The organism is Marivita sp., assembly GCF_965656765.1.
Lineage (GTDB): Bacteria > Pseudomonadota > Alphaproteobacteria > Rhodobacterales > Rhodobacteraceae > Marivita.
On the sequence record NZ_CBFHLV010000022.1, the window covers coordinates 25,425 to 44,694 of the forward strand.

Sequence of the window (19,270 nt, forward strand, 5' to 3'; positions counted from 1 at the left end):
GCTGACCTGCGCCGGGTCAGTCACACCGCACTTTAACGGCAGCGATGGCCTGTGCTACGGCTTCGCCAATGCTGAGTTCCGAGGTGTCGATCGTCACCGCATCACCCGCCGGACGCAGCGGTGCATCAGCGCGGGTCATGTCGCGGTCGTCACGGGCTTTGACGTCCGCCAGCACGGTTTCGAGATCAGTGTCAAAACCACGCTCTTGCAATTCGGAGAGCCGTCGTTGGGCACGCACTTCAGCGCTTGCGGTCACGAACAGCTTCACCTCGGCGCGCGGGCAGATCACTGTGCCGATATCCCGCCCGTCCAGAACCGCCCCGCCCGAGCGCCGGGCAAATGCGCGCTGAAAATTCAACAAGGCGGCACGCACCTCTGGGATCACCGCGACTTTGGACGCAGCCTGAGCGACATCGGCGGTGCGCAGTTCCGGGTTTTCGAGGTCTGAAGCAACAAGCGTTTGCGCCGCTGCCGTCGGGTCTTCGCCGCGCAACATTCGGGCTCCGACGGCGCGGTATAGCAGGCCGGTATCAAGATGCGCCAGATCGAAATGCACGGCAACCTCTTTGCTGATCGTGCCTTTGCCCGCAGCGGCGGGGCCATCAATGGCGACTGTAAACGGGGACATCATGTCGGTTTCCGAAAGGTCATATAATGCGGCATCCGCTTTTCCCGCAGCGCCTTCATCTCGTATCGGGTTGAATACCAATCATCCCACGGGTGACGCCAATCTCCGGGACGTTCGGCCAGCCACTGGAATCCCGCTTTCGGGACTTCGATCAAGGTTTGGCGCACGTAGTCGGGAATGTCTGTCGCAACACGAAATTCAGCCCCCGGCGCGAGCACTGTGTAGAGCGGTTCAAGATGTTCTTGCGTCACAAAGCGACGGCGATGATGGCGCTTTTTGGGCCAAGGGTCGGGATAGAGAAGAAACGCCTTTTCCACCGATCCTGCCGGCAAGACATCAAACATATCGCGCGCGTCACCGGGATGAACGCGAAGATTGGTTACGCCAGAATCGCGGACCTTGCCCAAAAGCATCGCGACACCATTGATGAACGGCTCACAGCCAATGATCCCTACATCTGGATAGGTCTGCGCCTGATGAACCAAATGTTCACCGCCGCCGAACCCGATCTCAAGCCAAACAGGTTTGTCCCCAAACACCGCCTTTAGGTCAAGCGGCGTACGGTCTGGGTTTTCCTCCCACGACACTGCGCCTGGGCTTAGCGCATCAAGGTCGCTTTCCAGATAATCTTTCTGGCTGGGACGCAGGGTCTTGCCCTTGAAGCGGCCATAAAAGTTGCGCCACGGCGCACCGGAGGGGTGTTTGGTATCTGTCATGGCGCGCGGTTTAGCGATTGCGGCATTGCCCCGCAACGGAGGTCGGTCGCTTTTGTCGGCACAATATACTCAGGGATCGATCAAAATCGACCCAAGCACCTCAAGCCGGTCTCCGGCATGACGAACAACCAAGACTTCGCCAGATCGTGTCGTTTGGCCCGTCAAAGCGCGGATGTTGACCTGATGGGTCACAACAAATGGTCGGTCAGTTCGCCCGTTCAGCAGGTCTAGCGCGTTTGCAGTCTGGCTGTCACGAGTCGAGAAATCCTGAAAGAACGAATTGAACGCGGGTTCGTCTTGAACCGGGCCAATGGCAAGCAGTTCTGCCGTTTCATGGCAGCGGCACCATTGGCTGCTGAGTACCACATCGAACTTGTGCCCCCGATCGCGGAAGGCCGCACCGATGCGGTGGGCCTGATCGCGGCCCCTATCATCAAGGTTGCGTTGCGTACTGCAATCGCCAACTGTCAGGTTCGCCGGGTCACCGGTTCCGGGCGCCAAAGCATGGCGCATTATGGTAAACGCGCCGGGGGTTTCCAGCGCATCCCAATCGTTGGCCAGCAACATCCCCGGCCAAAGCAGGCCGAGGATCACGATCAAACGGTGGATCATAGCTGTTCGTCTAGAAATTCTTGCAGGCCGTCCCAACTGCCTTGATCAGCAACCAGATCATAGTCGCGCGATCCGTAGACGGTGAAGCTATGGCGCGCGCCGCCGAACACTTCAGCACCGTGGGTGACCCCTGCCTCTTGGAGTTGATCAAGCAGTGACGCCAAATCACCCATGCCTGAGACCGGGTCAGCCGAACCGTGGAAAAGCATGATCGGCGCGGTCGTGGCAGAATAATCCTGACCGTCGGGCGTACCCAAACCGCCATGGAAGCTGACAAACCCATCAAGATCAGCCCCGGCCCGGGCCGCTTCGAGAACGGCAGCACCGCCAAAGCAGTAGCCCATCATCACATGGCTGTCGGTTGCGCCAGCGATATTGGAGGCTTCTTCGATGGCACCCATCAAGCGCATGCGGAATTCATCGCGGTCGCCATACATCGCGCCGGACAAAGCACGATATTCATCCATGCCTTGCGGGTCTTCGTCTGCGCCGTACACATCGATGGCAAAGGCGGTATAGCCCAACGCCGCCAGCATTTCGGCACGGCGTTCCTCGTAATCGGTCATGCCGTCCCAGTCATGGACGATCAGGACCGTCCCTTTGGGTTCAATCGCTGTGTTGGTCGCGACATAGCCTTCGTATTCGCGGTCTCCCACGGTATAGCGGTGATAATCGGCGGAAATTTCAGCTTGGGCGGCGGTCGCGGTCAGCGCCAGTGCAGCCAGACTTGCTCGGATCATGACGATCTCCTTTTGGTCTCGGACGCTATGAAGCATAGCGCCGATACGCAAAAGAAAAGGCCAGAGATACCAGAGAGCGGGTCGGGCAGCGATGCCCAACCCTATGGTATTTACATCAAACAGACGACTTGAGCGCGTCCACCAGATCAGTGCGTTCCCAGCTGAAGCCGCCATCCGCTTCGGGTTCACGCCCAAAATGCCCGTAGGCCGCGGTGCGTTCGTAAATCGGCTTGTTCAGTTCCAGATGGGTGCGGATGCCACGCGGGGTGAGGTCCATCACCTTGGGAATTGCAGCCTCAATAGCGGCGGCCTCGACATCGCCTGTGCCATGTGTGTCGGCATAGATCGACAGCGGCTTGGACACGCCGATGGCGTATGAAAGCTGGATCGTGCAGCGTTCTGCCATGCCCGCGGCCACGACGTTCTTGGCAAGGTAGCGCGCGGCATACGCAGCAGAGCGGTCCACCTTGGTCGGGTCTTTGCCCGAGAAAGCGCCGCCGCCATGCGGGGCTGCCCCGCCGTAGGTATCGACGATGATCTTGCGGCCTGTGAGGCCTGCATCACCGTCCGGCCCACCGATCACGAAAGTGCCGGTCGGGTTGACCCACCATTCGGTGTCGCCAGTGATCCAGCCTTCAGGCAGGACTTCGCGGATATACGGCTCAACAATCGCGCGGATATCGGCAGAGCTTTGGCTTTCGTCGGCGTGTTGCGTGGACAGAACAATCGACGTCACGCCCATCGGCTTGCCATTCTCATAGCGCACCGAGATCTGTGATTTGGCATCAGGGCGCAACAAAGGTTCGGCGCCGGACTTGCGCACCTCGGCCAGCCGCTTGAGAATGGCATGGCTGAACTGGATCGGCGCGGGCATCAGCGCGTCGGTTTCATTTGTCGCATAGCCGAACATGATGCCCTGATCGCCAGCACCCTCGTCCTTGTTGCCGGACGCATTCACACCTTGGGCGATATGCGCGGACTGCTGGTGCAGCAAGTTGGTGATCTCGCAGGTTGCGTGATGGAATTTGTCCTGCTCGTAGCCGATATCCCTGATACAGGCGCGGGCGATGTCGGGAATGCTGTCCATGTAGGTTTGCAAGCGGGTCTGGTCCGACAGCCCCACCTCTCCACCGATAACGACACGGTTGGTTGTGGCGAAGGTTTCGCAAGCCACCCGTGCTTCGGGTTCTTCGCTGAGAAACGCATCAAGGATCGCGTCCGAGATACGGTCACAGACCTTATCCGGGTGGCCCTCGGACACGGATTCCGAGGTGAAGATATAATTCTGTCGGGACATGAGTGCTCCATTGGGGTCTGCCGTCACGTCAGGAAGCCGTTGTGACGGGAATGATGATTTGCGTTACGCCGCTGGCTGGTCGGGGTCAATGGGTCTTTGACGTTTGCCGAACCACAGCGCCGCAAATGCCACGATCAGCGCCAATACGGCCAGCCAATCTCCCGTGCGACTGTAAGGCGTCGCCGCAAGGGGGGCAGGCACAGGTACGTCGATGAAGCCAGCCCGGCCCAAAGGCAGAGAGTCCACGATACGGCCTGCTGGATCAATCACCGCCGAGATGCCAGTATTGGCCACGCGGATCATTGGCAGCCCCTGTTCGATGGCGCGCAGACGGGCTTGGGACAAATGTTGTTGCGGACCGGCGCGGGTGCCGAACCAGGCATCGTTGGTGATCTGCAGGAGGATATCCGGGCGTCTTGGCGCGCCGTTCACATCCTGTGGAAAAACCGCCTCGTAGCAGATTAGTGGCAACGCCTGACCGAACACACCAAGGTCGATCAATGCCGGGCCGGGCCCCGCCGAATAGCCCACCTCGGCCCGCGCTGCGAGCCCAAGGATATTGAACCGCGCAAAGAGCGAGGCTGCGGGCATGTATTCCCCGAACGGCACGAGGTGGTGTTTGTCATACCGGTCTGCAACCTGACCTGCGCCGTCGAGGGTGACGAGCGAGTTGTAGTAGCGTCCCTGCTCTTCTCGCTGAATGCCCAGAACCACCGGAGTGCCTACGGCCGCGTCTGCAATGACCTCGAATGCAGGCGCAGCATCATTGAGCAGGTTCGGAACTGCGGTTTCCGGCCAGACGATGAGATCGGGTTTGGGCAATTGCGCGGTGAAATCCACCTGTCGATTAAAGAAGATCGGGATGAAATCACGATCCCATTTCTGGTGTTGTGGCGCGTTGGGCTGGATCAGGCGCGCTGTTGGTCTCCCGCTCAGGTCTTGGGCAGAGGGAGTGATGGCGATGCCCGTGATCCAAAGCGCCGCAGCCACCAAGGTGCCGCCAATGGTGCGGAACAATGACCGCTGTGCCAGCCCCTGCCCGACTAAAGCCGAGATCACTACGGTAACAAACGTCAGCCCGTGCGGCCCAAGCACAGCCTGCCATTGCGCCACCGGTGTGGGTGCCCAGACATAGCCGACCAGCCCCCAGGGGAACCCTGTCAGCGCATAGGCGCGCGCCAGTTCAACCGTCGCCCAGCACAGTGCGATGGCGAAAGGTCCAGCAGCCATCCGGCGACCACCCCAAAACGCCAAAGCCCAGATGAGGGCCAATCCGGCAGCCAATCCAACCAACGCGAAAGGCGCCATCCAGCCGGTTGCGGCTGCATCAACTTGAAACGGCTCAAGGATCCAATGCAGTGAAAGCGCGAAATACCCCAGTCCGAACAACCAACCCGTCCAGCCTGTAGATTTTGATGTGGTGTCCCAGCGGGTAATGTAGAACAGCGCCACAAGCGCTGGCGCAGCAACCCACCATAGATCGAACGGAGGCTGGCCCAGAGCGAAACAAGCGCCCAGGCCCAGCGCCACAAATCGGCGGGTCAGGCCCATGCGATCAGGCAGAGGTCGCCGTGGCCGACTCAACAGCCTCGCGGGCGCGGGCATTATCGCCTTTGGCGGTTGTACTTAGGCGTACGCGCATTCGTTTGATGCGGCGAGGGTCGGCATCGATCACTTCGAATTCTGGACCTTCGGGATGCGGAACAACTTCGCCACGGGCCGGGACATGGCCGGCCAACATGAAGACCAGACCACCAAGAGTGTCGATTTCCTCACCATCGATGTCATCGTGATCTGTAAGGTTCAAACCGATCTCGGCTTCGAATTCTTCGAGCGGCGTGCGGGCAAAAGCCATGTAGACGCCCGGGTTTTCACGCGAGAAATTGGTGCCTTCGTCAAGATCGTGTTCATCTTCAATTTCGCCGATGACCTGTTCGATCAGATCTTCGATGGTCACCAGACCGTCAACGCCACCGTATTCGTCAATCACCAAGGCCATGTGTCGACGTTCGGTCTGCATCTTGGCCAACAGGACTCCGATAGGCATGGAGGGTGGCACGAACAGCAAAGGGCGCAGCATCTTCTTCAGATCAAAATCGCTGCTCTTGCCGTTGAAGCCATGTTTGAGCGCGAGATCCTTGAGGTGCGCCATTCCGACGGGCGTGTCCAGCGTGCCATTATAAACCGGCAAGCGGGTCAGGCCGCTTTCACGCAGAACATCAACCAGCTCTGGCAGCGTAATGGTGTCCGACACCGACACAATGTCGGCGCGAGGAACGGCCACATCTTCGACGCGCATGCGGCGAAGGTTCATCATGCCATCGATTGGAGACATTGATCGGGCGACCGTGGGCTCAGGCGAATTGCCGGCATCGTCCGACATTCCGCCAAAAAAGCTGCGCAAACGTGCGAGTACGCCACGTTCCGGTTGATTTTCATTCATCTCACGCGCGCTTTGCGCTGCGTTAGACGAGTCGTCGTTGTCGCCCATTTTTTCCTATTCCGATGGAGGCCCGCTTGGCCCGTACTACCCCCTATATGGGTCCGCAATACCCATTTTGCCAAGTATCTGTGTCTCTATCCCTTCCATCAGCGTGGCATCGCGGTCACGAACGTGATCATAGCCCAAAAGATGTAACACTCCGTGAACAATCAAATGAGTAACGTGATCGGCAATTGGTTTGCCCGCGTCTTCGGCCTCGCGCTGACAGGTCTCAAAGGCGATTGCGATATCGCCAAGGCTTTCGCCCATCGATGGATCAGGGGCCGGCGGAGGGTTTGGTGTACCGCCGTCCTGTTCCGGAGCAAGCTCGTAGGCGGGCCAGCTGAGCACATTCGTCGCCGTCGGCTTTTCCCGGAATTCGGTATTTAGATCGGCGATGCGAGCATCGTCACAGGCCAGAACGGCGATTTCGTAGCCTTCCGTCGGAAAATTGAGGAATTCCAGCGTGTTGATCGCGGCGTTCTCGGCAAGTGCATCCAAGCCCATCGCATTCCAACGTGGGTCTTCCATGACTATGTCGGTCAATATGGTCATTGGACATACCTTTGGGGCCAGCCCGCCGTCCATTGCGGTTGTACCATGTATGGATGGCTCCCGCGAGGCAAGAGTGTCTCGGTTGAAGTTGGCGTAAATTCGGATGCGGCCATGTATACGGCGTCTGGATTGCAGCACGATGGCTGCGCGCCCTGATGAAAGTCCGCGGTCGCTCTGGTCCCAATCAATGGCACGCGCTCTCTGGCGCTCCGGTTCGAACAGGGTGTCCTCGGCGATTTGTCCGTCATTTGCCATCATCTCACGATGCACTTGCCTTCTTGTAGGGGGTGATCCCCCTGTCTCTGTCAGGTGGTCGCTGCCTCCCTGAATTCCGTCTGGTTCTTCATCAGCGCGTAGGCCGTGCGCGCCATGCGGTTGGCCAGGGCAATTGCGGCCTGCTTAGGCTTCTTGCGCTGCATGATCTTCCACAACCAATCCTCACCGGGCTCGCCACGACGCCGGGCGCTGACCTGCGCGATGGCGCCAAGATAGAGCAACCGCCGCAGATATCTGTTGCCCATCTTCGAGATGCGCCCCAGCCTTTCCTTACCACCCGTTGAATGAGGTCGCGGCGTCAGACCCAGCCAGGCAGAGAGATCCCGTCCTGATTTGAAGTCCGAGATATCGGGTAGAGCCGAAGCCAGTGCGCTTGCGGTGATCGGCCCGATGCCGGGAATCGTTTGCAGGCGCCGTGCGGCTGCGTTGGCCCTCGCGTCCGCGCGGATGTCTGCGGTCAGAGCTTCGATCTTCTTCTGCGTGTCGACCAGTTGATCGGCCAGCAGGTTCAGAGCCTTGCGCGCTGGCGCGGGCAGATCGGCCCTGTCACTTGCCGCGATCAGGCGCTCGACGTTGTGAATCCCCGTGGGCACGACGATGCCGAACTCGCCCAGATGCGCGCGCATGGCGTTCACGATCTGGGTCTGCTGTCGGACCAGAAACTCCCGCGCCTTGTGCGTCATGAGCAGCGCCTGCGTGTCCTCGCTCTTCACGGGGACAAACCGCATCGAAGGGCGGGACACCGCCTCGCAAATCGCTTCCGCGTCAGCCTTGTCTGTCTTGCCGCGCTTGACGTAGCCCTTCACATAGCTGGGCTGCATCAGCCGGACATCGTGGCCGAGCTTGATCAACTCCCGTGCCCAGTAATGCGCACTCGCGCAGGCTTCCATGCCGATAAGACACGCCGGCTGGCGCTGGAAGAACTCGAGCATCTGGCTGCGCCTGAGTTGACGGCGCAACGATGGGCGACCCTCGGCGTCAACGCCGTGCAACTGGAAAACGGACTTCGCCAGATCGATCCCGATTGTGGTAATGTCGTTCATGGATGGCTCCCTTTGTTGGCCGAGTTCACAGCAACCAACATGGCACATTGCGATGCCGGAAGCGGGAGCCATCCACTTCATCAATGGCGCAAAATGAACGGCCCCACCGGCATATTTTCAAAAGAGGAAGATCAGGGCGTTTCCGCGTCTTTTTCGTAAGCTTCGATGATCGCGGCCACAAGAGGATGACGGACCACGTCTTTGGACGTGAAGTAATTAAAGCTGATCTTGGGGATGGTTTTGAGCAAGCGTTCCGCATCTGACAGGCCAGAGGCCACGCCCCGCGGCAGGTCGATCTGGGTGCGGTCGCCGGTGATGACCATGCGCGATCCTTCGCCGAGACGGGTCAGAAACATCTTCATTTGCATGGACGTCGCGTTTTGCGCCTCGTCCAGCACGACAAATGCATTGGACAACGTGCGACCGCGCATAAACGCCAAGGGCGCGATTTCCACTGTCTTTTCTTCGATCATGCGTGCCAGCTGTTTACCCGGCAGGAAGTCATTCAGCGCATCGTAAAGCGGCTGCATGTAGGGATCGACCTTGTCCTTCATGTCGCCCGGCAAATAGCCCAGCTTTTCACCTGCCTCGACCGCCGGGCGGCTGAGGATGATCTTGTCGACCTGTCCGGTGATGAACATGTTCACACCAACAGCCACGGCAAGATAGGTTTTGCCTGTGCCCGCCGGTCCAATGCCGAAGGCGAGTTCGTTTTCAAACAGGCTGCGCACATAGGCTTTCTGGGCATCGGTGCGCGGTTCCACCAGTTTCTTGCGGGTCTTGATTTCGACCGGGCCGCCTTCGAACATCTCGATCTGAGCATCCGGCGTTGCCTCGTCTGGGGCCATGCGGAATTCGCGGTCAATGTCGCCCGGGCTGACGCTACGCCCTTGCTCCAGCCGCTGATAGAGCGACATCAGCACATCGCGCGCCTCGGCCTGTGCATCGGGTTCGCCATGAATGGCCAACTGATTCCCACGGCGCAGGATTTGAACGCCAAGCCGGGTTTCGATCTCGGTCAGGTTGCGGTCGTATTCGCCACAAAGATCGATAAGCAAACGGTTATCTGGAAATTCTACAAGCGCTTCTGACAAGGTGTCTGTGGTCACGCGGGTCTCCGGTGCAAAGGTGTCGAGAACAGGGTGTCAAGTTCCATCACGCAGTGCAAGCGGTCACCCCTTCCTTCACAGTGCATCCCCGATCAAAGATGTAGAGCCGCCTTTAAAGTCACCAATAGCGATACTGCGTTCACTAGAGTTTCCCGAACAGATTGGTTTGCCGGTGGGATCGAGGCGCGGGGAAAGATAGCCTTCCACACCATCGTCAATGATCCAATGATCGCAACCATTAGGGTCAATCCAGATGCCAGCTTGCAGTTCGCTCAGGGATTTTTTGTCGAACCCCCGATCAAAACTTTTATCGGTGCTGGCAGATTCACACCCCGCAAGCGCAGCGCAGAGTGTAACTAGGGTGATGGTGCGGATCATGTGGGATCTCCTTAGCGCAGGCATAGGATTTCCACCCGGCGGTTCTTGGCCATTCCGGCGGCGCTTGAGTTGTTGGCGATGGGACGGCTTTCGCCAAATCCGCGTACTGAATACACCCGCGCTCCTGCCTGTTGCGCAACCCGTGCGACAGCCCGCGCGCGCCGTTCACTGAGCACCATGTTCGATGCGTCAGATGCACGGCTGTCGGTATGGCCTTCGATGACAAAGCCGTTTGCCGGGTTGGCGGCAAAGAAATTGCGCAGACTGTTTACGCCACCCGGAGCGAGCGTTGCGCTGGATGTGCCAAACATCGTGTCCGTGGGGACAACGGCACAGCGGCTGATCTTGTGACAGACGGGTGTGCCGTTGCGGCGCAGGTGTGGGCTCATGAAGCCTTCGACACCGTCGTCCATGACCCAGTGTTCACACCCGTCGGGATCGATCCAAATCCCCGGAGTGTAGCGTTCGCTTTGCTGGGCAGACGCAATCTGCGGCATCGTCAGCGCGACACTTACTATCAATGCGGACAACCGCCCAATCATTTCCGCATCTCCCAGCTTTGGTGGTGCATCCGCACATATGGACCACCCGATTCATGGACATAGTACCAAAGATTGCGGTTCAGAAAAGGGGCAACCTCTATATATCGCGGCTTAGCCTTAGATGATGTGTTATTCGATCAACGCACCCTTAAGCGAATTGCGCACGGACTCGATGATCCGGACGCGGCGAAGGTCACCCGGTTGCAGGCCATCGGCCTGAACATGCACCGCGTGCAAGTGATCTGATTTTCCGACCATCTGTCCTTCTAGGCGACCCGGCTTTTCGAACAGAACGCCGACCTCTTTGCCGACCATCGCGTCTTGTGCCGCTTTTTGTTGTTCGGTGATCAGCGCCTGAAGACGTTGTAGGCGGTCATCCTTGACGTCTTCGGGCAGTTGGTCGCGTTCAGCTGCCGGCGTGCCCGGGCGGGTCGAGTATTTGAAGCTGTAGGCATACCCGTAATTGGCAGCGCGGATGATATCCATTGTTGCTTGGAAATCTGCCTCGGTTTCTTCAGGGAAGCCGACAATGAAATCGCCCGAGAGCAGAAGGTCGGGACGCGCCGCGCGCAGTTTCTTAATGATCTCCAAATAGCTTTCTGACGTATGTTGACGGTTCATCCGCTTGAGGATCCGGTCTGACCCGGACTGCACAGGCAGGTGCAGGTACGGCATCAGCTTGGGACAGCTGGCATGCGCTTCGATCAGCTCATCCGTCATGTCGTTAGGGTGGCTGGTGGTAAACCGGATGCGTTCCAGCCCGTCGATATCGTTCAACGCCCAGATCAGTTGGGCGAGCGACCAATCCCCGCCCGCTCCGGCGCCATGATAGGCGTTTACGTTTTGACCGAGCAACGTGATGTCGCGCACTCCGCGCTCTACCAGATCGCGGGCTTCGGTGAGGATACGGTCTGCAGGACGGCTGACCTCGGCGCCTCGGGTATAGGGCACCACGCAGAAGGCACAGAATTTGTCGCAGCCTTCTTGTACGGTCAGGAAAGCGGTTGGGCCACGTTTTGCTTTGGGGCGGTTTTTTAGAACTTCGAATTTGTCCTCTTCGGGAAAATCCGTGTCCAATGCCTTTTCGCCGGCACGTGTTTTTGCCTCAAGTTCGGGAAGGCGGTGATAGCTTTGCGGGCCAACAACCAGATCGACCATCGGCTGGCGGCGCATGATCTCCTGCCCTTCGGCCTGCGCGACACAGCCCGCCACACCGATCTTAAGGTCCGGCTTTGCGGCCTTGAATTTCTTGTAACGGCCCAATTCGGAATACACCTTTTCGGCCGCTTTTTCGCGGATGTGGCAGGTGTTCATCAGGATCATGTCTGCGTCGTCGGGCGTCTGGGTTTCGACATAGCCCTGACCACCCAAAGCCTCGGCCATGCGTTCGCTGTCATAAACGTTCATCTGACAGCCATAGGTCTTGATAAAGAGCTTCTTCGGTTCGGACATGGGCCAATCCTCCGGGGCAAGGTTCAGGGCGTGCCGATACCGCATGTCACCCCTGTCTTGCAATGCACGCTTTTTTCATCGACTCTGTGGGAAACTCTCGCAGAGGCCAACTCATGCGCTACGCAGACATCAATGAACTCATATCCCAGAACCCAGGCGCTATTGCCAAGGGGCCGATCGCATTGGTTTTTGCCGAAGATCCGGTCGAGATCGACACAACCGTACGGCATAATCTGCACCTTGGGTTCAAGTCGGTCATTTTGTTCATGACGCCCGAATTTGAACTTGCCGAAGATGTCGCGGAAACCGTCTTGCGCGTGGATTGCGACCTCACGCGTCAGGGCAACCGTGAAGAGATCGTGAACACTGTAATCGCCAAGGCTTCGGGCGTTTGGATCTACGTGTGCTACAACGCCGAATACTTATTTTTTCCATTTTGCGAGACCCGTACCATTGGCGAATTGCTGGCCTTCCATACCGAAGAGCGGCGCGATGCGATGCTGTGTTACGCCATCGACCTCTATGCAGGCGATCTGGACACCCATCCAAACGCGGTGTGCATTGATGACGCCTATATCGACAGGTCGGGCTACTATGCGCTGGGTCGAAATGATCCGTTAACCACTTACCCCAAGGAACGGCAGCTTGATTTCTTTGGCGGATTGCGGTGGCGGTACGAGGAGCACGTGCCACCAGAGCGTCGCAAAATCGATCGGATCGCGCTATTCCGTGCCAAACCGGGTCTTGAGCTTCGGCCTGACCACACGTTCAATCACGAAGAATACAACACCTACGCTTGCCCATGGCATCACAATCTTACTGCTGCGGTCGCGACATTCCGCACTGCCAAGGCGCTGAAGCGTAATCCGGGATCGGCTTACGAGATCGAAACCTTTCGCTGGCACAATTCAGTGCCGTTTGAATGGCACTCAAGGCAATTGCTGGATCTAGGACTAATGGAATCAGGTCAGTGGTTCTAAACCACCGACACAGTCAGTCAGCTACCGGCACATCCAAAGTTACTGTCGTTCCGACTGCACCGCGCGTGACCTGAAGCGACGCTTGCAGTCCGTCACACAAGCCCTCGACGATCCGGCCACCCAGACCGTCTGAGTTGGGCCATGTCACGTTGTCAGGCATACCAACCCCGTCATCGGTCACCATTGCACGCATGCCACCATTGTCGGTGCGCATCACGCGCAATTCTACCAGACCGGATTTCTGATCCTGAAACGCGTGCTGCATGGCGTTGGTCAACACTTCGGAAAGGATAAGGCCAATGCGAACAGCCGTTTCCGTGTCAACCATGAGAGGTTCGACATGAATGTTCATTCGCACGCCAGGACGACTGTCGAGATAGGCAATCGCATTCGCAACACGACCCAAATACGCGCCCAGCTTGATCTTGCCGTCGTTTCTTTCAAGCGTTGCCGCGGACATTTCTTCGTAGAGCAGTTGCAGGCTTTCGATGCGGCGTGACAAGTCTTTGAATTCATCCGGCACGCTGCTTTTGCGGGCCTTCATCCGGATCAGCCCAAGGATCATCGACAGGTGGTTTTTCACCCTATGCTGTATCTCGGCCATAACGGTCTCGAACTGCTTGAGCCGCTCTGCCTGTTTGTCGCTCACAACCTCACTTTGGAGGCCGACAAAATAGACCAGCTCGCCGTTGTCGTCGATTACAGGCGAAATGAGCAAGGCGTTGAGGAACGCATCGCCGTTGGCACGGACATTGGTGAGAACCGTCGCGACTTCTTCGCGATTTTCGATACCCTTACGCAACTCGTACACTGAAGAGGTCGAGGTTTGTTCGCCTTGCAAGAACCGGCAATTTCTGCCCAACGCCATATCAGAGGTGTAACCCGTCAACCGTTCAAAGGCGCGATTGACATAGACAATGGGGTTGTCCGGTAAGCGCGGGTTGGTCAGAACCATGGCCACCGTTGATCCGCTAAAAATGGCGGTGGCGTCCTGTTCGCTGATATCGCCAGGTTGAAAGGAAACATCTCTATCCATCGTACCTTACCTTGCTCGGCGCGCGGAACTGAACCGCATCGCCGGGTGCTCGTTTGACCTGCAGATGACGCCGTCAACTCTGCGCTGCGACATCCTGGACAAGTTGATTGTCGTATCGGCTGCGCTTGGTTAGTCTAAATCCTCGGTGACGATACGAGCTTCGGCCACGCCCAGCGCATGAAGTGCGGCAACGATGTCTTCAATCATCAGCTCGGGACCGCAGACATAGATTGGACCATCGGTGTCAGCGACGATGCCTCGCAGAAAGTCTTTGTCGATCTTTTCACGTGCAAATTCACTATCCGGATCGTCGGTCACTACAAAATGACAGGTGAGGCCCGGCATCGACGTAAACGTGTCGCGGAGTATGATGTCTTTCTCGGACTTGTTCGAAAAGACCAGCTGGCAACCCTCTAGCGATCCATGCGTCTGCAAACGGCGTTTGAGAACAGCAACAAAGGGCGTGATGCCTGCACCACCGGCGATGAAAACGCCCGGCCCCTTGTCCTCGATGGCGCCCCAGGCGTCCGAGATTTCGACCTGATCGGTCATCTGCAATCCAGCAATTTGGTCTGTCACACCATCATGATCAGGATAGGATTTGATGACAAATTCCAGCGTGGGCTCTGTCGGCAGTCCGGTAAATGTGAACGGCCGCTGTTCATCCCGCCAGCCATCTTTCGCAAGAGCAAAATCGCACGCTTGCCCGGGCGTGTATTCATATCCATCCGGCTTGTTGAACACCAAATGGTAGGTGTCGTGCGTTACGGGTTCGATACTTTGCAGCGTCAGGGTATGCGTCATGTGAACAGTGTTCTCCTTTTGCCGGAGATAACTGTCAAATCAAAGCAGGGTTCCCGATTTGATCAAAGATACTCGTATTGCGGAAGACCCAAGACGTGAAAACCACCATCGACCCGAACGATTTCCCCGGTTGTGCAGGCCCCTGAATCAGACGCCAAATAAACCGCTGTGCCACCAACCGCGTCAAGCGTCGCGTTGGATCGCAGCGGCGCATTCTGATCGGTGTGCTTGTAGGTCTTGCGCGCACCGCCAATAGCCGCCCCGGCGAGCGTTTTCATCGGACCGGGGCTGATCGCATTGACGCGGATGCCCTCTGGGCCAAGATCGTTGGCAAGATAGCGCACGGACGCTTCAAGTGCGGCCTTGGCGACACCCATGACGTTGTAGTTCGGCGTAACGCGGGTTGAGCCCATATAAGTCAGCGTCAGCAATGTGCCGCCGTTTTCGACCATCAACGGATGCGCCCGGCGGGCCACGTCGATAAAGCTGTAGGCCGAGATATCGAGCGAGTTCTTAAAGTTTGACCGGCTGGTGTTCAGGATACGACCCTGCAATTCCGATTTGTCGGAAAAGGCAATCGCATGCACCAGAAAATCAATCGTCGGCCACCGGGCGCCCAGCTTTTCAAACGCAGCATCCAAGGATGCGTCATCCGTCACATCCACGTCGACCATGAAATCCGACCCAACACTTGCTGCCAGCGGTTCAAGACGCTTGCCAAATGCCTCACCTTGATAGGTGAAGGCAAGCTCGGCCCCGGCTTCTGCCATCGCCTTGGCGATCCCCCACGCGATGGATCGCTCGTTGGCGACGCCCATGATCAGGCCGCGCTTGCCCTCTAATTGTCCGGTCATTTTCAATCCATGTATTTCGACAAAAGCATCGACCCGTTTGTGCCACCAAACCCGAAAGAGTTGGTCATCACCGTATCCAGCCCCGCGTTTTCAACCAGATCGGTTGCGATTTCTTCGGGCTTGAGCGCTGGATCAAGCGTTTCGACGTTGATCGACGGGATAATGAAATCGTCGCGCAGCGCCAGCAGGCAATAGATCGCCTCTTGCGCACCTGTCGCGCCCTGACTGTGACCGGTCATGGATTTGGTCGAGCTGACGGGCGGCGTGCTTCCGTCGCCAAAAACGCGGCGGACCGCTTCGATCTCGCCCACGTCACCCACAGGGGTCGAAGTGCCATGCGCGTTGATATAGCTGACCGTCCGGCCCTCTGGCAGCGTCTTAAGCGCGCCACGCATCGCGCGTTCACCACCTTCACCAGACGGCGCAACCATATCGGCCCCGTCAGAGGTGGCTGAAAAGCCGGTCACTTCGGCATAGATCGTGGCGCCGCGCGCCACGGCACGGTCGAGCGATTCCAGCACGACCATCGCGCCACCACCGGAAATCACGAACCCATCGCGGCCCGCATCGAACGCGCGCGAAGCTTTCTCGGGCATGTCGTTGTACTTGGACGACATCGCACCCATCGCGTCGAACAGACAGGACAAAGTCCAGTCAAGTTCTTCGCCACCGCCAGCAAACATCACGTCTTGGGCACCCAAAGCCACTTGCTGCGCTGCCATGCCGATGCAATGCAACGATGTCGAGCAAGCGGATGTGATTGAGAAATTCATGCCCTTGATCTGGTACGCCGTTGCAAGGTTTGCACTGACGGTCGATGACATTGTCTTAGGCACTGCAAATGGGCCAATGCGCTTGGTCCCGCCAGTCTTTAGCACAGTCTGATGTGCTGCCAGCATTGCGCTCGTTGAGGGACCACCGGACCCGGCAATAAGACCCGTCATGGGATCCACAACTTCTTCGGGCGTCAGCCCAGCATCTGCGATCGCCTGTCCCATCGCGATATGGGCATAAGCCGCCCCGGGCCCCATGAAGCGCAGCGTGCGCTTGTCTACATGGTCGGCCACATTCAGATCAAGCGCACCCGCCACCTGTGACCGAAACCCGTGTTCGGCCATATCGGCATTCGCTGTGATCCCAGACCGCCCAGCCTTCAGGCTCGCGGTCACCTCGTCGGTATTGTTCCCAATGGACGAAACAATCCCCAATCCTGTCACGACAACACGGCGCATCACGGCTCCTTACAATTGTTGCAAGTGTGTGTAGGGGAAGGTGGGGGGTGGGGGCAAGCAGATTGGGCGCTTGCAAGCCGCCCGGTCGCAGCCCGTGTCGCAATACCGTGGCACCGGTGATTTCCACTATCGTAATCAACGGTCTGACATTCACCAAGAACAGCCATGCCCGAATTGATGATCGTGCAAGCCGCTATGCGCTCGCGGCATGAATAACAGTATTGCGCCCTGCCTCGGAAATCAGGACACAACACTGAGATTCGCATTCAACCACAGCGCCGGACGGTGACCGTTATGACAGACCAAATTCGCCTTCAGGATCGCCCAGACTGGCTCTATCTGTTGCGTGACTATTATGAACTTTATCGTCGCCTGTCGGCCGGCGGCAGTGCCAAGATCCGCAGTCACCAGAAAACCGTGCGCGAAGGAATCAGCCGCGTCATCAAATCCAATGCTGAAGTGCGGGAACACGACACCGTGTCCAAACCAGTCACTGCGCATCTGCGTCGCGCGCTAGACAATGGCCGGATGGAACGTCACGCGCCATTCATCCGCGCTTTGGAAAGCGTGCAGGCGCATCTTGTCTGGCAATATGGCTATGAAAAGGTTCCGCGTGGTTTGGAACGTAAATACGCATATGCCGAACTTGCCGGGCCCACTGGCCCGGTCATCACAAACGAGGTCATCCTTGGCCTTGTGCTGTTTGCCCCCGGCTGTACATATCCGGCACATGCCCATGATGGCATCTCGGAAAGCTATATCTGCCTGTCCGGAGCGGTGTCCGAAAATGACCAAGGCGTCTATGCGCCCGGGTCTCTCATCTTTAACCCGCCCGAACAACGCCACCGCATCACTGTCGCTGAACAGAACCCGGCTCTTCTGTGCTATGCGTGGACAGGCGACCGCGACAAGCTGGCAAACCAGAAGATGGTGTTCAGCCGTGGCCCAAAGAAATAGTCAATTTTAGCGAACGCAGCCGGTGGATCAGCTTTCTGACAGGGCGACCTTCATGTCCTTGACCAAATAAATGGTCTCGCCATCTGCCTCGACACGGCCATCAGCAACACCCATGGTCAAGCGACGTGTTTGGATCGCCTTGGTGAAATCCACGTAATATGTCAGCATTTTGCGGTCTGGTCGCACCATGCCCGTCAGTTTCACCTCACCAACGCCCAACGCATAACCACGCCCCTGCCAACCGCGCCATCCAAGGTTGAACCCGGTCAGTTGCCACAAGCCATCAAGGCCAAGACAGCCAGGCATGATCGGATTGCCGGGAAAGTGGCATTCGAAAAACCAAAGATCGGGTTTGATGTCGAACTCGGCCACAACATGGCCTTTGCCATGCTCACCTGCATCGCCCGAAATATCGGTGATCCGATCCATCATGAGCATCGGTGGTTCGGGAAGCTGCGCATTTCCCGGCCCGAACAGCTCGCCCCGCGCACATTTCAGAAGGTCGTCGCGATCAAAGCTGCGTGGAAAATCGGTCATATTTGGCGTGGCTCCCGGAATGATTGGCAAAATCCCGCTTCCTCTATCATCTGGCGCAGCGCCCACGCAAGCCCGCCCCCATGCGGACATGAGACAAGTTGTTGCAAGGAATTTATTTGAACTGCGAGCCATTCGCACCCTATATGTACACTAACAAGGAGCGGAAACGGCATGTCGTCACAATCCATCGAACGCGGAACCGATTGGCTGTCAAAGGGCGGCGTGCGCCCGACCCGTCAGCGCGTGGCGCTCGCGTCACTGTTGGTAGGCGACGGAAAAAACCGCCATGTCACAGCTGAAAGCCTTTTTGCCGCCGTTCAAAATACTGGCGAACAAGTGTCGCTGGCCACTGTTTATAACACATTACGCGCCTTTTGTGACGCAGGGCTCATGCAAGAAGTAACGGTCGATGGCGCGCGCAGTTATTTTGACACCAACACCCATGACCATCCACATTTCTTTTGGGAAGACGAAGGTCGCTTGACCGACGCCCCCGCAGATGAGCTTGAAATCGCGCGCATCCCCGGCCCTCCGGAAGGGGCTGAAATCTCAAGCGTAAACGTTGTGATCAAGCTGCGCCGCACCTGATCGACGCAGGACATTCCAAGACATTCCGGCACCGTCTGGTAAATTTGGTGCTTTAAACATCGTTAAGCATGACCGATTTTGCGGGGTGCCGACGATACAATGTGTTTGTCTCAATGTCTCAGCATCTTATGACACAGCGATCTGATCATTAACCAACTCCCTGTTTCCCAACCATAAACCACTGCTTTTGCGCGGTTTAATGCGCATCTGTCGTCGCCAGTGTCGCGGCGCAATAGCTCCATACTGGCATCAACAATTTCAAACAAATCCAACCTTTAAGACCGCATTCACACATCACCATTCATCCCTTTCAGCGGGGGCGTTTTGGATGAGTGGAGTGGGGCATGGAACCCTTGACCGACGTTTTTGGGACGCAGACGTCTTCTGCGGGTCTTTCGTTTGGCTTGAGCGGTGTTGCTGATTGGAGTGTTCAGCAGCCATTTTTGGATGTT

The 19,270-nt window shown here is 57.6% G+C and carries 21 protein-coding genes and 1 riboswitch; of the genes, 3 read left to right on the forward strand and 18 right to left on the reverse strand.

Annotated elements, in window-relative coordinates; all coding sequences use genetic code 11:
* Nucleotides 1-16: 16 nt before the first annotated feature.
* The 13 genes from cmk to miaB all read right to left on the reverse strand — a co-directional run bounded on the left by cmk (nt 17) and on the right by miaB (nt 11,830).
* Nucleotides 17-631, reverse strand: a complete 615-nt coding sequence (cmk, locus tag ACTG4M_RS08395; protein ID WP_439123201.1) for a (d)CMP kinase — start codon at nt 629-631, stop codon at nt 17-19.
* Nucleotides 628-1,344 carry a tRNA (guanine(46)-N(7))-methyltransferase TrmB gene (gene trmB, locus ACTG4M_RS08400; protein ID WP_439123202.1) on the reverse strand — a complete coding sequence of 239 codons (717 nt, stop codon included), beginning with the start codon at nt 1,342-1,344 and terminating at the stop codon, nt 628-630. Before trmB ends, cmk begins: the two co-directional genes overlap by 4 nt.
* A 69-nt stretch (nt 1,345-1,413) precedes the next feature.
* Nucleotides 1,414-1,956 carry a histidine phosphatase family protein gene (locus ACTG4M_RS08405; protein ID WP_439123203.1) on the reverse strand — a complete coding sequence of 181 codons (543 nt, stop codon included), beginning with the start codon at nt 1,954-1,956 and terminating at the stop codon, nt 1,414-1,416.
* Nucleotides 1,953-2,696, reverse strand: coding sequence for a dienelactone hydrolase family protein (locus tag ACTG4M_RS08410; RefSeq protein ID WP_439123204.1), 744 nt, complete (start codon nt 2,694-2,696; stop codon nt 1,953-1,955). The genes ACTG4M_RS08405 and ACTG4M_RS08410 overlap by 4 nt, the downstream gene beginning before the upstream one ends.
* Before the next feature lie 115 nt (nt 2,697-2,811).
* Nucleotides 2,812-3,993, reverse strand: coding sequence for a methionine adenosyltransferase (gene metK / locus ACTG4M_RS08415; protein WP_439123205.1), 1,182 nt, complete (start codon nt 3,991-3,993; stop codon nt 2,812-2,814).
* 3 nt (nt 3,994-3,996) lie between these two features.
* A riboswitch (SAM-SAH riboswitch) is annotated at nt 3,997-4,044 on the reverse strand.
* 12 nt (nt 4,045-4,056) lie between these two features.
* The gene (gene lnt / locus ACTG4M_RS08420; RefSeq protein ID WP_439123206.1) at nt 4,057-5,544 is read right to left on the reverse strand and encodes an apolipoprotein N-acyltransferase; all 1,488 of its coding nucleotides are present in this window, start codon (nt 5,542-5,544) and stop codon (nt 4,057-4,059) included.
* 4 nt (nt 5,545-5,548) lie between these two features.
* Nucleotides 5,549-6,328, reverse strand: a complete 780-nt coding sequence (locus tag ACTG4M_RS08425) for a hemolysin family protein (protein ID WP_439123220.1) — start codon at nt 6,326-6,328, stop codon at nt 5,549-5,551.
* Nucleotides 6,329-6,520: 192 nt separating this feature from the next.
* The gene (gene ybeY, locus ACTG4M_RS08430; protein ID WP_439123221.1) at nt 6,521-7,024 is read right to left on the reverse strand and encodes an rRNA maturation RNase YbeY; all 504 of its coding nucleotides are present in this window, start codon (nt 7,022-7,024) and stop codon (nt 6,521-6,523) included.
* A gap of 311 nt (nt 7,025-7,335) precedes the next feature.
* Complete coding sequence (locus ACTG4M_RS08435) at nt 7,336-8,349, reverse strand: IS110 family transposase (protein ID WP_439123207.1); 1,014 nt, start codon at nt 8,347-8,349, stop codon at nt 7,336-7,338.
* A gap of 131 nt (nt 8,350-8,480) precedes the next feature.
* Nucleotides 8,481-9,458, reverse strand: a complete 978-nt coding sequence (locus ACTG4M_RS08440) for a PhoH family protein (RefSeq protein WP_439123208.1) — start codon at nt 9,456-9,458, stop codon at nt 8,481-8,483.
* A gap of 75 nt (nt 9,459-9,533) precedes the next feature.
* Nucleotides 9,534-9,836, reverse strand: coding sequence for a hypothetical protein (locus tag ACTG4M_RS08445; RefSeq protein ID WP_439123209.1), 303 nt, complete (start codon nt 9,834-9,836; stop codon nt 9,534-9,536).
* 11 nt (nt 9,837-9,847) lie between these two features.
* On the reverse strand, nt 9,848-10,378 hold the full coding sequence (locus ACTG4M_RS08450) for an OmpA family protein (protein WP_439123210.1): 531 nt from the start codon (nt 10,376-10,378) through the stop codon (nt 9,848-9,850).
* 129 nt (nt 10,379-10,507) lie between these two features.
* Entirely contained in the window at nt 10,508-11,830 is a 1,323-nt protein-coding gene (miaB, locus tag ACTG4M_RS08455; protein ID WP_439123211.1) for a tRNA (N6-isopentenyl adenosine(37)-C2)-methylthiotransferase MiaB, read from the reverse strand.
* 113 nt (nt 11,831-11,943) lie between these two features.
* Here miaB and ACTG4M_RS08460 point away from each other — a divergent pair, with 113 nt between their 5' ends.
* The gene (locus tag ACTG4M_RS08460; protein WP_439123212.1) at nt 11,944-12,810 is read left to right on the forward strand and encodes a hypothetical protein; all 867 of its coding nucleotides are present in this window, start codon (nt 11,944-11,946) and stop codon (nt 12,808-12,810) included.
* Nucleotides 12,811-12,823: 13 nt separating this feature from the next.
* Here the strand turns inward: ACTG4M_RS08460 and ACTG4M_RS08465 are convergent, their stop codons facing one another.
* From ACTG4M_RS08465 to ACTG4M_RS08480, 4 genes are all read right to left on the reverse strand, one after another.
* The gene (locus tag ACTG4M_RS08465) at nt 12,824-13,846 is read right to left on the reverse strand and encodes a PAS domain-containing protein (protein ID WP_439123213.1); all 1,023 of its coding nucleotides are present in this window, start codon (nt 13,844-13,846) and stop codon (nt 12,824-12,826) included.
* Between the two features lie 129 nt (nt 13,847-13,975).
* Nucleotides 13,976-14,650, reverse strand: coding sequence for a flavodoxin reductase (locus ACTG4M_RS08470; protein WP_439123214.1), 675 nt, complete (start codon nt 14,648-14,650; stop codon nt 13,976-13,978).
* 62 nt (nt 14,651-14,712) lie between these two features.
* Nucleotides 14,713-15,504 (reverse strand): enoyl-ACP reductase FabI, encoded by a 792-nt coding sequence (locus tag ACTG4M_RS08475; RefSeq protein ID WP_439123215.1) that lies wholly within the window; start codon nt 15,502-15,504, stop codon nt 14,713-14,715.
* Nucleotides 15,505-15,506: 2 nt separating this feature from the next.
* Nucleotides 15,507-16,736: a beta-ketoacyl synthase N-terminal-like domain-containing protein gene (locus tag ACTG4M_RS08480; RefSeq protein WP_439123216.1), complete on the reverse strand. Its 1,230-nt coding sequence runs from the start codon at nt 16,734-16,736 to the stop codon at nt 15,507-15,509.
* Between the two features lie 294 nt (nt 16,737-17,030).
* Between ACTG4M_RS08480 and ACTG4M_RS08485 the strand changes: the two genes are divergently transcribed.
* Complete coding sequence (locus ACTG4M_RS08485; RefSeq protein ID WP_439123217.1) at nt 17,031-17,693, forward strand: dimethylsulfonioproprionate lyase family protein; 663 nt, start codon at nt 17,031-17,033, stop codon at nt 17,691-17,693.
* A gap of 27 nt (nt 17,694-17,720) precedes the next feature.
* On the opposite strand, the gene fabA is transcribed toward ACTG4M_RS08485, so the two are convergent.
* Nucleotides 17,721-18,230, reverse strand: a complete 510-nt coding sequence (fabA, locus tag ACTG4M_RS08490; RefSeq protein WP_439123218.1) for a bifunctional 3-hydroxydecanoyl-ACP dehydratase/trans-2-decenoyl-ACP isomerase — start codon at nt 18,228-18,230, stop codon at nt 17,721-17,723.
* Nucleotides 18,231-18,401: 171 nt separating this feature from the next.
* On the opposite strand from fabA, the gene irrA reads away from it, so the two are divergent.
* Nucleotides 18,402-18,818 (forward strand): iron response transcriptional regulator IrrA, encoded by a 417-nt coding sequence (irrA, locus tag ACTG4M_RS08495; protein WP_439123219.1) that lies wholly within the window; start codon nt 18,402-18,404, stop codon nt 18,816-18,818.
* Nucleotides 18,819-19,270 lie beyond the last annotated feature (452 nt).